Below are 13,075 nucleotides of genomic sequence, written 5' to 3' on the forward strand. Positions count from 1 at the left end.
GCTGGGGCTCGAGTTGGGGCTCGCGGTCACCGGGCGAGCATAGGGAATCCGACGATGGGGCCGGTCGAGGGCGATAACGTCCGAGCTTCCCGGAACGACTGGAACGATGCAGAACTCCTCCCTGACCCCCGACCTGCGCACCATCTACGAGGTGGTGACGCGGCCGAGCCAACGGTCGACCACCTTCGCGCCGGAGCAGAGTCCCCTCCACGAGCGGATGGTCTTCGTGGTCGGCGCGCCCCGGAGCGGGACCACGTGGTTGCAGCAACTCCTGGCCGTCCACCCCGCGATCGCGACCTCGGGCGAGAGCCACGTCTTCTGTGAGGGCATCCAGGCGATCCTCGACAACTTCGCCGAACCGGACGAGACGATGATGCTCTCGACCTGGGTCGACGAGGGCGAGCTCACCTCGCTGTGCCGGACGTTCGCCGACGGCGTGTTCGCTGCCATGCGCGACGGCAGCCGACCCGACGCGACCCACATCCTCGACAAGACGCCGAACCACCGGCTCCAGAGTGCCGTGCAGGCCCGGCTGTACCCCGACGCCACCTACATCCACATCGTCCGTGACGGCAGGGACTCCGCAGGGTCATCGCACTCGATGTGGAAGCGCTTCTCGAACGAGTACGGCAGCGCGTCCCGCGCAGCAGCCGTCTGGGGCGACGCCGTGCGCGACGTCCGAACCCACCTCTCGGGACTCCGCTACGTCGAGGTCCGCTACGAAGAACTCCTCGACGATGTCGAGGGCGGGCTGGCGGCGCTGTACGACCACATCGGCCTGCCCCACGATCCCGCGCTGGTCGCCGCCGCCGCCGAGTTCGGCCGTGCGCCGATCAACGTCTCGCCGTCATCGGTCGCGATCGGTCAACGCAAGCGATCCGGCAATCCGGTCATCGACCGCGCGGTGGCTCGCGTCGCCGGCGACGTGCTCGTCGACCTGGGGTACTCGACGGCGGCCGACGTCGACCGGGACACCCGTATCCGCACACGCGACACGCTCACCGAGGACCTCACCGCGACCATGGCCAGCGCGTCGTCGGCGATCCCGGCAGCGACCCGCGACCTGGTGGCCCGCTACAAGCGACGCCGGTGGCGACGACAGACCGAGGGCGTGCAGAAGGCGAGTCGCGCCCTGGTCGCTGCGGTCGAGGACGGAGACGCCACCGCCGTTGCCCGAGTCCTGGCTGGCGTGAGCTCGCCGCCCGACCTGGTGTCGGCGCTCGGCCCGGCGAAGGGCGTGTCGACCAAGGTCGAGGAACACCGAGCCGCGATCACCTTCGTCAGCGAGAGCGGCGAACGTCACCTGGTCCGGATCGTCGAACGCGGCGGAGCGGTCGTCGAGGCCGAACTCATCTGACGCAGATCGCCTCGTAGAGGCGATCGTGGAGCGGGCCCACCGACTGCTCCCAGTCGAAGTCCATCGCACGTGCTCGGCAGGCGGAGCGCACCGACGGGTCGTCGGCTCGGCCGATCCATTTCACGATCGCCTGCGCAACCGCTTCGTCGTCGTCGACGGGCACGCACGAGCCGACGGGGGCGTCGCCCACGATCTCGCTCGGGCCACCGTGGTCGGCGACCACCACCGGACACCCCGTGGCGAGCGCCTCGACCACCGAGAGCCCGAACGCCTCGTCGCGCGAGGGCAGCACCATGACCGAGGCCTCGGCGTACAGCGAGTCCGCTTCGTCGAGCGTGCCGGTCCCCGCGACCCGCGTGTGCGCCCGTACGCGCTCGCGCAGATCGGGGGCGAGGGTCTCGAATGCCCACTCGGGGGAGCCGGCACCGGAGAGCACGAGTTCGGCATCGGGGATCTCGTCGAGCACACGGGCGAAGGCCGCCAGCACGACGTGCAAGCCCTTGTACCGGGTCGACAACGACGCCGAGAACAGCACCGTCGGCGGACCGGCGGGAACCGGGGCCACCGGGAACCGGTCGACCCGCACGCCGGGAGGGAGCACCGTCCACGCCGCCGGGATCAGTTCGTCGACGATCACCCGCACCGGCGTGCTGAGCGCCCCCGCAGCGTCGGCCGCCGCGGCTCCACGGCCCAGACTGCGCAGCAGCGCCGGCTCGGCTTCGCGGGTGGCGGGCGTCGGCATCCCGAGGAGCGTGTAGACGGTCGGGAAGCCGGCAGCGGCGGCGGCCACCGACGCCGTGGGCCACAGTGCGTGCACGACGTCCCACCCGGATCCGAGCGCTCTGCGGATCCGACGGGTCTCGACGACATCGACCAGTCGCTGCGGGAATCGGCGGGCGCGGGGCCCGGGCCGCTTCCAGCCGCGTCGGACCTCGATGCCCTCCACGGTGTCGACGCCGGGAGCGTCCGGCCCGCCGTGCGCGCTGATGATGACGACCTCGTGACCGGCCCGGTCGAGATACCAGGCGAGATCGTGGAGGTAGCGCTCACCACCGCGGCGGGTGTTCGGCCACGTGAAGGGATGGACGAGCGCGATGCGCACGGTTCAGACCCGGGGCGTCAAGAACAACAGGACGACGCGACCCAGTTGCCGACCGCCGGGCACCGACGTCACCGCCGAGGCGAGACGACGGGCGCGGGAGCCCGACCACGGGACGAATCCGCGCTCGCTCACCTGCATGTGCGGTTCGACCAGTTGCTCGAGGTCGCGCCACGTGTACTCACGCAGATGGCTGTCGGCGGCGTAGTACGCCTTCGCCGGCCGGCGGTTGCCGCGGACGCGGTCGCGCAGTTTCTTCACCACGACCGGCAAGCGGATGCGGTTGGGGGTCGCCAGTGCGACGATCCCGCCCGGAGCGGTCACCCGCGCGAGTTCGCGGGCACCGGCATCGTCGTCGGGGAGGTGCTCGATCGTGTCGTCGCACACCACCGACCCGAAGGCTCCGGGTGCGAACGGGAGCGCCTCGGCGTCGGTCACGACGCCACAGAAGGTCACTCCGGCCTCGGACGAGATCCGGCGAGCCAGCGTGATCATGCCGGTGCCGATGTCGGCGCCGATGATCGCCCGTCCCGAGCTCTTGGCGACCAGGATCGAGGCCACGGGGTTGGGACCGCAGCCGACGTCGAGATGCAACCCGGAGGTCGTCGCCAGCCCCGCGGCGACCGCAGCGGCCGTCTCGTGGAAGCTGAGTACCGGCACCGATCCGTCGGCGTCGGTCGCCTCGACCAGCGACGCGGCCAGATCGACGTAGATCTGCTTGATGCTCGCGCTGTCCCCCGACTCGAGGATCGCCTGTGACTCCTCGGAGTGGCGGTCGAGCGCCGACCTGGTCGCCTTGCCGACGGCGCGTGGCTCAGGCACGGATCTTCTCGATCACGGCGGTGGTGGACACGGCGGGCGTGCGGGGCAGGTAGCGGACCTCGCAGGTGTCGGCGAGGTCGTCGAACCGGCCCTCCCAGTCATCGCCCATCACCAAGATGTCGGCTCGGTGTTCGACGAGGTAGTCCCGCTTCTTCTCCAACGACTCCTCCGGGAAGATCTCGTCGACGATCCGCAGTCCGCGCAGGATCTCGCAACGCTCGGCGAACGAGTAGATCGGGCGGCGCCCCTTCTTCGACTCGTTCAACTCGTCGGTGCTGACGCCGACCGTGAGGTGATCGCCCATCGCCCGTGCCCGGTCGAGCAGCCGGAGGTGGCCGACGTGGAAGATGTCGTAGGTCCCGAAGGTGATGATCCTGGTCATGAGTGCCTCGCCGCTGGCCGGAGTCGTGTCACAGACCGACCGCATCGGCGATCGCGCTGGCCGATGCGGTGTCGCCGTCCTCGTTGAACACAACGGACAAGTCCGCGGATCCTGACGGTCGGACTGCCGAAGGATCGATTGCGTCGACGAAGCGTTTCACGTCGTCGGGCGTGTCGAGACGGTGCGCCGCGTCGCAACGGAGGAGGTGGCCATGGTCGAACAGGGTGTCACGGGTGTAGCTCGAAGGGTCGAATCCCATGACACCGATGGGGTTGCCGGTGTGGAGGTAGTCGATGAAGATCGACGACACGTCGGTGATGAGCGCGTCGGACGCCGCCACCAGGTCGTACAGCTGGATCCCCGTCGCCTGCCACTGCGGTGCGGTCAGCAGCGTGATCGACGGACCGAGGTCGACGGGCCGGTGATTGAGGACGTCCATCGGATGCAGCTTGACGATCACCTGTGCCTCGCCACCGGCCTCGGCGAGGGCCTCGAGCAGCGCCGGGTCGAGCGCGTCGAGGAACGAGGCGGCCCTCGGGTCACCCGGGGCGTCGGGCTCGGAGCGATGCGTCGGCATCCACAGGATCCAGCGTCGATCGGGGTCGAAACCCAACTGGGAGGCGATGGCCGCTCGGTCGTGGTTCGGGGTCGCGAAGCCCTTGAGGACATCGGTCCGGGGCAGGCCCGACACCAGGACGTCGCGTGGATGAGCGTCGAACACGCCGGCGATGATGTAGCGGAAGAAGCTCGACGTGGCGACGTGCACCGATCCGTAGACCGGGAACATCCCCTCGTCGCGACGTTCGAGACGGCGGATGGCCTTCACCGGCATGCCGTGCCACAGGCACACGGAGACACGTCTGCCTCGGGGCGTGGCGTAGCCGAACGCCCCGTGGGTGTGGAAGCACACCCGCGCGCTCATGAAGTCGAGGTAACTACGGGCCGACCACCGCTTGATGACCAGTCGGTGCCCGCGTGCTTCGGCGCCGGCGAACTCGTCTCGGACCCGCTGTGCCTGCGACATGTCGCTGAGGAGCCAGACGTGTTCGAGGTCGCGCCGCACCTCGAGCAGGTGGCGGTACATCCAGTAGGCGTTGTCGGTGTAGTCGGGGATGCTGACGTAACAGACCCGATCGTCGACGACGGGCACCATCGGCTGCACGACCCGGTCGAGCGCGCGGAGGAGCGGGAGCGCGATCCGCCGGCCTGAGCTGCCGATCCGAGTTTGCAGTGGGCGATGCATCGTGGGTCACCCGGGTGATCGGAGAGATGGAACCGATCGGCGGAGCCGTCGCCCACCTCCCGATGCCGCGAGGGACGCCCGGTCGTCCTCTCGGCGGTTGCGGACCCTAGCGACCAGCGGCCGTCTGCCCGATGACCCGCTCGTAGACCGCTGTCCGCGACGACGCCACGGTCTCCGGAGCACAGACCTCGGCCACGAGGCTGCGGCCGAGTGCCCCGACCCTGGCCGCATGGTCGGCGTCGACGAGATGCGGGCGGAGCGCCGCCGCCAGCGCGGCGACGTCGTCGGCGGGCACGACGAGGTCGGGCAGGCCCGGTCCGATCCACTCGGCCGCGCCGACCTGGTCGGTCATCACGGCGGGGCGGCCCGATGCCAGGGCCTCGAAGACCACCATCGACAAGGTCTCGAACCGACTCGGAACCGCCACGACGCGCGCCGCTCCGTAGACCTCGCGCATCCGCTCGGGGTCGGCGACCGATCCGAGGAGTTCGCACGGCAACCCCAGTTCGGCCGCCCGGTCGACGACACGCTCCGCATACGAGCCGCCGGCGAACTGCGTCGACGCCCCGGCGAACACCACTCGCAGCCCCGGGACCGCAGGCTGCAGCGTGGCCAGGGCCTCGACCAGGACCTCGGGCGCCTTGCGACGCTCCAGTCGCCCGACGAAGACGACGACGGGGTCGGACTCGGCCACCGGCGCGCAGTCGGCCCAGAGGCCGGCGTCCATGGGTGGGGCCACGAGATCGACCGCGTCGTCGGGGATCCAGCGCTCGCCGTCGGGGTAGCGCGTCGTCTGGCGCGAGGTCGCCGTGATCGCTGCCGCGCGGCGGGCACTCGCCTGCTCCGCACGCCCGGCGATCCGGGCACCCCGCGTGCCCTCGACCTCGTTCCACGCGTGCTGCAGGTCGAGGGCGAGGTGGGCGTGCACCACCACCGGCAACGCGGTCGCCGGGCCGACCAGGAGCCCCTGCGCCTTCCATTCCGGGCACTCGACCACGTCGAATTCACGCCGGAGACGCCGCATGACCAGCGCTGCGCTGACGGCTCCGTGGACCCGGGTGCGGAGCGCCTTGCCCGGCGCGCGCATCCATCGTCGGAGGCGGTCGGGGCCCATCGAGGGTGCGCGGAGAACCGTCACCCCGTCCTCGACCGCGGTCGACGCAGCGTCGGCGCCGTCGATGCACACGACGGTCACCTCATGACCGGCGTCGACCAGCACTCGGGCGACGACCTGCACGTAGGTGCCGATCCCACCGATGGTGCGCGGCGGATACTGCATGGTGACGAACGCGATCCGCATGAGCCGCCGGAGCGTATCTCGTCGCTCGCGGTCTGCAGATCGTGCGGGATAGCGTCCGCCGGATGCCGGGGACGACGCACGACCACCGTGACACCCGGACGCACCTGGTCCATCTCGCCGACCAGCGGCGGAGCCGGACCGACAGCCACGGGATCATCAACTTCTCCCTCGGGCTGACCCGTGCCTTGCCTGCGGCGCTGGGGTCCGACCGCCTGGTCGTCTCCGTGAACGACGAACTGATCGACGAACTCGGTCGCGACTTCCTCCGTCCCGACGATCGCATCGTGGTCGTGCCTGCGCCCGAGACGACGGCGCAGCGGCTGGCGCTCGACCACCATCGGGTCCTGCGCGCCGCCCACGACGCCGGCGCCGACACGGTCTTCTACCCGAAGGGGTTCCTGCCGATCCGAACAGGGCGCAGCCACCGCTCCTTCGCACAGGTCATCTGCCTCCACGACGACATCCCCATGCGCCTGGCGCAGGACCCACAGACACCGCGCTCGCGACGGCTGCGGCTCCAGTACTTCGCCGGGTTGACCCGGTGGTCGATGCGTGCAGCCGACCGTCGGCTGTTCGTGTCGGACTTCAGTCGGCGACAACTGCTCGCTCGAACGGGAAGCGAGCGAGACGACGACGTCGTCACCCACGAGGGCATCGCGCTGCCGACCGTTCCCTATGTCCGCCTCGCCGACCGCCGGCGTCAAGCGGTGGTGCTGGGCTCCGACCACGTCCACAAGCGAACGGCCGCCGGCCTCGACCTCATCCAGGCCGACGCGCGCTGCCGGCAGGAACTCGACCGCATCGTGGTGCTGGGGAGCCTCGGCGGCGCTTCGGCCGATGCCGGTCCGATCCCGATCGAGCACCGCCCGGCGCCACTTGCCGACCTCGATCTCTCCCAGCTGATCGCCGAGAGTCGCGCGCTCGTCTACCCGTCGAACTACGAAGGCTTCGGGCTGCCCCCGATCGAGGCACTGTCGCTGGGTACCCCGACGGTGTTCCGACGTACGGGAGCCTCGGCCGAGGTGCTGGGCGACGCTCCCGGCGCGTTCGCAGACGAGTCGTCTGGGGCCTTCGCCGCCGCCGTCGCCGAGGCACTGGCCCTCGACGACGACGCCCTCGAGCGCTGGCGGGAGGACATCGCCGCCGATTTCGACTGGTCGGTCGTGGCCGAGCGGGTCGCCCGGGCGCTGCACGGCGCCGAGCCTCGTCACCGTCGTGGTTGAGCGGGAGCGAGCAGCCGACACGGCTACCGTCGCCAGGATGATCGCTGGAGCGTGGGGCCCATGAGCCGGTTGCTCGTCGGCGCCACGATCGCGCTCTCGGTCCTCGTCGCCGCCGGCCTCGCGCAGTTCGGCGGTGGTCTCGCCATGATCGCCGCCGGCGGACTGCTCGTCGCCAACGTGATCCTGTTGCGCTGGTCGTCGCCGGGACGAGGGCGATCGAAGTCGGTCGACACGCGCATCGCTGCGCTGCTCGCGGCGTCCTGGCTGGTGATGGCGATCACGCCGATGCACAACTTCAGCTACCAGTCGACGGCGGCGGCGACGTCGTCGCTGTCGATCCAAACGGCAGGCGAACTGGTCGTCTTCACCGGTATCGGCGCGTTCTCCGCGTTCTTGTTGCGGACCTACCTGCCGCTCCGGTCGATCGGCGCATCGCTCACGTTGACCCCGGTCTGGGTGATCGCCTCGGCCAGTTGGGGAGGCACGCCTGCCTATGCCGTGGCTCGCGGGATCGAGTACGTCGCGATCGCGTTCCTCGCGCTGGCCACCGTCGGCCTGGGCGCCCGGAACCGCGAGGCGCTGGAGCTGATGGCCACCCGGGTGATCCGATGGCTCGCCGGCCTGACCGTCTTCTTGATCCCCGTCGGGTTCGCTCTCGGCCCGATGTACGTCGTGATGACCGCCGCCAACCGGGGGCGGTTCACCTGGGCAGGGGCGCATCCGACCGAATCGGGTTTCCTGCTCGGCGCCGCCGTGCTGGTGTTCGCGTCGACGCGCGCCGAGGTCCTGGGCATCCGTCCGTGGATGCGCGGCGCCGGCCTGCTGGTCACCGCCGCGGCGTTGTTCCAGAACCAGACCCGCACCGCGCTGGCCGGCGTGGCCGTCGGCATCGCCGTCATCGTGATCCTCGACGCCCGTGCCCACCCCGACCGGGCGGCATTCCAGGGATTCCTCGCCTTCGCCGGCGCGGTCGGCGCCGTGGCGGTCGCGGGTGGAGCGCTGGGCGGGTACGCCCTGCGCGGAGGTTCGACCGAGGACCTCACGTCGCTCAACGGCCGAAGCGACCTCTGGGCGGTCGGCTTCGACGCCCTCCACGGTCCGCTCGACTGGATTCTCGGCCTGGGCTTCGGTGCCACTCGACGGGTCTTCATCGACGATTTCGCGTTCGCCGGCACCGCCCACAACTCCCTGCTCGGCACCTTGGTCGGGCTCGGTCTCGTGGGCGTCGTCCTGCTCTTCGGGAGCGTCCTGCGAGCGTCCGTCGAGCTCTTCGGGCACCATCGCCGGTCGTCACCTGGCTACGGCGCGACCTACCTGTCGTTGCTCGCCTACACGCTCGTTGCCGCTGCGACCCGCGACAACCTCGCCGAACCGCAGTTCGGGATCGTGTTCGTGTACCTCTGCGCAGCGCTCGCGATCGGTGCATCCGGCCCCTCTGCCTCCGACGACGAGCCGTCGAGCGACGACGCGACACCGGCCGAGTCAACGGCGGTTGTCCCACCGATCGAGGTCTGGCCCGTGAACTGAGCATTTCCACCAGAAATGGGGGAGGAATGTTCACGTTGCGTGACGAAGTGTTCACTCGGCGTTCAGGGCAAGTCGACGAGTCGGCGATGTCCAGGACGATTTCGGGCCGGGGTCAGAGTGGATCGGGACACGCAATGCAACGACAACCAGTCCGCAAGCTCCTCGAAGCTGGCGTCGCACTCACCCTCTTCACGATCGCGCTGCCGGTCATCTGCCTCGGCGCGCTCGCCTCGTTCATCAGCTACCGGGCGTGGCCGTTCTTCGTCCAGGAGCGTGTCGGCTACGAGGGTCGCACGATCCGCATCCGCAAGATCCGTACGCTCCCTCCGGCGACCGCGCAATACGCCGACAAGTACTCGATCCGTGCCAACGAGATCCCCCGTGCGATGAAGCTGCTGCGGCGGCTGCACATCGACGAGCTCCCGCAGTTGCTCCACGTCTGCCGCGGCGACATGGCCTTCGTCGGCCCCCGACCCGAGATGGCCGTGCTCCACGATGCCCTCCCGGACAGCTTCGCCAGCGAACGGACGTCGGTCGCCCCCGGCCTCACCGGCCTGTGGCAGATCAGCCCGCACAACCAGCAGCTCATCGGCGAACGCCCCGAGTACGACCGGCTCTACGTGTCGTTCCGCTCGACCAAGCTCGACGCCTTCATCCTGCGCCGCACGATGCTCAAGATGACCCTGGGACGCCCCACGTACCTCCACGAGGTGCCGGTCCGAGTCGTGAACGACGAACGAGCGCGGCCGTTGGCCCACAGCTCCCAGGGACGCACCGTCAGTCTCGTCGACTGAGGCCGACGCGGCAGTGGCTAGCGTCGCTCCGTGACGAATCCCCCCGACAGACCCGAGGACGCGGCATCGAGCGTCCCGGTCGTCTTCATCGCCAGCTGTGGACGTTCGGGTTCGACGCTTCTCGATCTCGCGCTCGGCTCGGTACCGGGCATGGTCTCGACAGGCGAGCTGCGCCACCTCTGGACCCGCGGGCTCCAACAACGACGGCTCTGTGGGTGTGGGACCCCGGTCCCCGACTGCCCGCACTGGTCGGCCGTCATCGACGCGATCGGTGGCTACCCCCGCACCGAGGGAGCGCTCGATCATCACGCGGTCGAACACGACATGCAGGCGGTGGCCCGAACGCGTCACACCCGCCGCCTCCTCGCAGGGCGTGACGACGAGACCGTCGCCCGCCTCCACGATCTGTCGGCGCGCACCTACCGCGCCGTTCGCGAGGTGACCGGAGCATCCGTCGTGGTCGACTCGTCGAAGATGCCGGCCGATGCGGCACTGGCCGCGACCGCCCCGGGCGTCGACGTCCATCTCGTCCATCTGACCCGTGATCCACGCGCCGTGGCCTGGTCATGGCGCCGACCGAAGATGATGACCGATGTCGTACCGCCTCGACCGATCTCCACCATCTCGGCCAATCGCTCTGCGCGGCAGTGGCTGTCGTGGAACCCGCTGATCGAGCGAGTCGGCCAGCACGCGGCAAGCGTCACCCGCGTCCGCTACGAGGACCTCATCGCCGACCCGGCCGCCACCCTCGAGCGCATCGTCTCGGCCACCGGACTCGCGACCGCACCGATCGCAGACATGGTCGGCGACGGCTCCATCAGCATCCGAGGCAGCCACACCGTCGCTGGCAACCCGGCTCGGTTCGACACCGGCACCGTCTCACTGAAACTGGACGACCGCTGGCGCGACGACCAGCCGACGCTCGACCGGTGGCAGGCGACGGCCATCACCGCACCGTTGCTCCGGCGCTACGGCTACCGGGCCGCGCGTCGAGCCTGATCAGTCCGTCTGGCCAAGCCCGTCGATCGACCGGCGGAGTTCGGCGATCTCTGCTCGGGCGTCACGGAGTTCGTCGGCCAGTGCCTCGACCCGGGCAGCGAGCTCGCTCGGCGACGGAGCGGGGCGCGCCACGATCGGTCGGGTGCGGGCGCGCAGCCGCATCGTGGTGACTGGCCGATCGACCGGGGGTGCCGGCGCTGGCGCAGCGGCCGCGTCGGGAGCAACGGTGGGTTCAGCGGGCGCAGGCGCAGGCTCGGGCGTGGGCTCCCACGAGATCGTGGTCTCCTCGCTCCAGCGTCGGTCGGCCTCGTCGTCGCCCGCGTCGGGCCACTGGAGGTCCATCTCGGAATCGCTGGACGCCATCGCGGTCAGCTCCGGGCCCGCACGACACCGTCGGCCACGGCGGCCGCGGCCACGGCGGCGGCCACGCGGGGCGCCACCGAAGCATCGAAGACCGAGGGGATGATGAACTCGGGCTCGAGATCCGACAGCGGGATCGACTCGGCGATCGCCTCGGCGGCCGCGAGCTTCATGCCCTCGGTGATGTCGGTGGCGCCGGCGTCGAGCGCTCCACGGAAGATGCCGGGGAAGGCCAACACGTTGTTGATCTGGTTGGGGAAGTCGGAGCGACCGGTGGCGATGATGGCGGCGCGGCCCTTGGCTTCCTCGGGGCGGATCTCGGGGTCCGGGTTGGCGAGGGCGAACACGAACGGGTCCTTGTTCATGCGATCGAGGTCGGTGGCCTCGATGATGCCGGGACCCGACACGCCGATGAAGACGTCGCCACCGGCGAGGAGCTCGCCGACGGCGCCCTTGCGGCGGTCGCGGTTGGTGTTCTCGGCGAACCACTGCTTCGCGGGGTTCAGGTTCTCGCGGCCTTCCCAGATGGCGCCCTGGCGATCGGCGCCGATGACCTCGGCCACGCCCGCCTCGAGGAGGATCTTGCCGCAGGCGACGCCGGCTGCTCCGACGCCGGCGATGACGACGCGCAGGTCACTCATCTTCTTGTCGGTGAGCTTGAGCGCGTTCTGCAGCGCAGCGAGGACCACGACGGCGGTGCCGTGCTGGTCGTCGTGGAAGACCGGGATGTCGAGGCTGGCCTTCAGGCGTTCCTCTACCTCGAAGCAGATCGGCGCAGCGATGTCCTCGAGGTTGACGCCACCGAAGGTCGGGGCGAGCCGCTCGACGGTCTCGACGATCTCGTCGGCGCTGTGCACGTCGATGCAGATCGGGAAGGCGTCGACGCCGGCGAAGTTCTTGAACAGCAGCGCCTTGCCCTCCATCACCGGCATGGCGGCGGCGGGGCCGATGTCACCGAGGCCGAGCACGGCGGTCCCGTCGGACACGATGGCGACGGTGTTCTTGCGGATCGTCAGGTCGTGACTCAGCTCGGGGTCGTCGTGGATCGACATGCAGACCCGGGCGACACCGGGCGTGTAGGCCATCGAGAGGTCTTCGCGGTCGCGGATCGGCATCCGGGCCAGGACCTCGATCTTGCCGCCCTCGTGCATCTCGTAGGTGCGGTCCTTGCAGTGTGTGATCTCGACACCCTCGAGGCCGCGGATGGCGGCCTGGACCTGCTCTTGGTGCTCCTCGCTCGAGCAGTTGATCACCACGTCCTCGTCGAGGAACTCGCCCCGCACGTCGAAGCCCTCGAGCTGGGTGATGTTCCCGCCGGCATCGCCGATGGCCACGGCCAACCGTCCGAGCGAGCCGGGCGTGTTGTCGAGGCGCACGCGGATGTGCAGGGAGAATGCTGCGGTGGGGGTACCCATGGTGAACGAACCTTACGGGGTCGTCTCGGACACGACAGAACGGGAACGGGCCGGAACGCGAACCGACCGACCCCATCGATGGCCGGTCGGTCGTACGGTTCCCGGGACGCCGCGGCGTCCCCCAGACGAGATCAGATCTCGGACTGTGACATCTCCTCGAGGCACGCCCGGATCTCGGAGGCCTTGAAGCGGCGATGCCCGCCGAGCGTGCGGATGGCGTTGAGCTTTCCGGCGCGAGCCCAGCGGGTGACGGTCTTGGGATTCACCCGGAACAGGGCAGCGACCTCTGACGGCGTCAGGAGTGCTTCCGGGCTGTCGAGGTTCTCGTGTTCTGCCATGGTTGGGTGTCTTTCTCGGAGTCGGTTCGCCGAGCGGAGATCGCTGCGGGTCCCGTCAAAGGTACGAAACCTCCCCCAATCTGGACATAGCACGCGCGGGTCATTTCGCCCCGGTGGGATGACTAGTCCATCTGGGTCACAACGGGCGGTCTCGCCCGTCGTGGTCGCACCACGCATCGCGCACCAACGGGCCGGAATTCCCCGTGCCTCCTGGCG

At 69.8% G+C, this 13,075-nt stretch carries 13 protein-coding genes; 5 read left to right on the forward strand and 8 right to left on the reverse strand.

Translation table 11 applies throughout. The features are described 5' to 3' along the window. Positions 1–106: 106 nt before the first annotated feature. Positions 107–1,357, forward strand: a complete 1,251-nt coding sequence (locus tag AB8619_RS17640; RefSeq protein ID WP_436793936.1) for a sulfotransferase family protein — start codon at positions 107–109, stop codon at positions 1,355–1,357. Here AB8619_RS17640 and AB8619_RS17645 read toward each other — a convergent pair. From AB8619_RS17645 to AB8619_RS17665, 5 genes are all read right to left on the reverse strand, one after another. Beyond that, the gene (locus AB8619_RS17645) at positions 1,350–2,459 is read right to left on the reverse strand and encodes a glycosyltransferase family 4 protein (RefSeq protein ID WP_436793937.1); all 1,110 of its coding nucleotides are present in this window, start codon (positions 2,457–2,459) and stop codon (positions 1,350–1,352) included. The genes AB8619_RS17640 and AB8619_RS17645 overlap by 8 nt on opposite strands. 3 nt (positions 2,460–2,462) lie before the next feature. Beyond that, positions 2,463–3,278 (reverse strand): class I SAM-dependent methyltransferase, encoded by an 816-nt coding sequence (locus AB8619_RS17650; RefSeq protein WP_436793938.1) that lies wholly within the window; start codon positions 3,276–3,278, stop codon positions 2,463–2,465. Beyond that, a complete protein-coding gene (locus AB8619_RS17655; RefSeq protein WP_436793939.1) occupies positions 3,271–3,660 on the reverse strand; it encodes an adenylyltransferase/cytidyltransferase family protein in 390 nt (129 codons plus the stop codon). The genes AB8619_RS17650 and AB8619_RS17655 overlap by 8 nt, the downstream gene beginning before the upstream one ends. A 28-nt stretch (positions 3,661–3,688) precedes the next feature. Beyond that, complete coding sequence (locus AB8619_RS17660) at positions 3,689–4,903, reverse strand: CDP-glycerol glycerophosphotransferase family protein (RefSeq protein ID WP_436793940.1); 1,215 nt, start codon at positions 4,901–4,903, stop codon at positions 3,689–3,691. Between the two features lie 106 nt (positions 4,904–5,009). Beyond that, positions 5,010–6,203 (reverse strand): glycosyltransferase family 4 protein, encoded by a 1,194-nt coding sequence (locus AB8619_RS17665; protein ID WP_436793941.1) that lies wholly within the window; start codon positions 6,201–6,203, stop codon positions 5,010–5,012. Between the two features lie 62 nt (positions 6,204–6,265). Here AB8619_RS17665 and AB8619_RS17670 point away from each other — a divergent pair, with 62 nt between their 5' ends. From AB8619_RS17670 to AB8619_RS17685, 4 genes are all read left to right on the forward strand, one after another. Beyond that, positions 6,266–7,426 carry a glycosyltransferase gene (locus AB8619_RS17670; protein WP_436793942.1) on the forward strand — a complete coding sequence of 387 codons (1,161 nt, stop codon included), beginning with the start codon at positions 6,266–6,268 and terminating at the stop codon, positions 7,424–7,426. Positions 7,427–7,486: 60 nt separating this feature from the next. Next, on the forward strand, positions 7,487–8,953 hold the full coding sequence (locus AB8619_RS17675) for an O-antigen ligase family protein (RefSeq protein WP_436793943.1): 1,467 nt from the start codon (positions 7,487–7,489) through the stop codon (positions 8,951–8,953). A 134-nt stretch (positions 8,954–9,087) separates the two neighbouring features. Then, positions 9,088–9,747, forward strand: coding sequence for a sugar transferase (locus AB8619_RS17680; protein WP_436793944.1), 660 nt, complete (start codon positions 9,088–9,090; stop codon positions 9,745–9,747). A gap of 30 nt (positions 9,748–9,777) precedes the next feature. Beyond that, positions 9,778–10,746 (forward strand): sulfotransferase, encoded by a 969-nt coding sequence (locus AB8619_RS17685; protein ID WP_436793945.1) that lies wholly within the window; start codon positions 9,778–9,780, stop codon positions 10,744–10,746. On the opposite strand, the gene AB8619_RS17690 is transcribed toward AB8619_RS17685, so the two are convergent. The 3 genes from AB8619_RS17690 to AB8619_RS17700 form a co-directional block, all read right to left on the reverse strand. Continuing rightward, positions 10,747–11,109: a hypothetical protein gene (locus AB8619_RS17690; RefSeq protein WP_436793946.1), complete on the reverse strand. Its 363-nt coding sequence runs from the start codon at positions 11,107–11,109 to the stop codon at positions 10,747–10,749. It abuts the gene before it with no gap. Between the two features lie 5 nt (positions 11,110–11,114). Then, positions 11,115–12,521, reverse strand: coding sequence for an NAD-dependent malic enzyme (locus AB8619_RS17695; protein WP_436793947.1), 1,407 nt, complete (start codon positions 12,519–12,521; stop codon positions 11,115–11,117). Between the two features lie 131 nt (positions 12,522–12,652). Beyond that, complete coding sequence (locus AB8619_RS17700) at positions 12,653–12,859, reverse strand: BldC family transcriptional regulator (RefSeq protein ID WP_436793948.1); 207 nt, start codon at positions 12,857–12,859, stop codon at positions 12,653–12,655. Positions 12,860–13,075: the final 216 nt, after the last annotated feature.

The organism is Actinospongiicola halichondriae (assembly GCF_049103745.1).
In the GTDB taxonomy this organism is placed as follows: domain Bacteria; phylum Actinomycetota; class Acidimicrobiia; order Acidimicrobiales; family Salinilacustritrichaceae; genus Salinilacustrithrix; species Salinilacustrithrix halichondriae.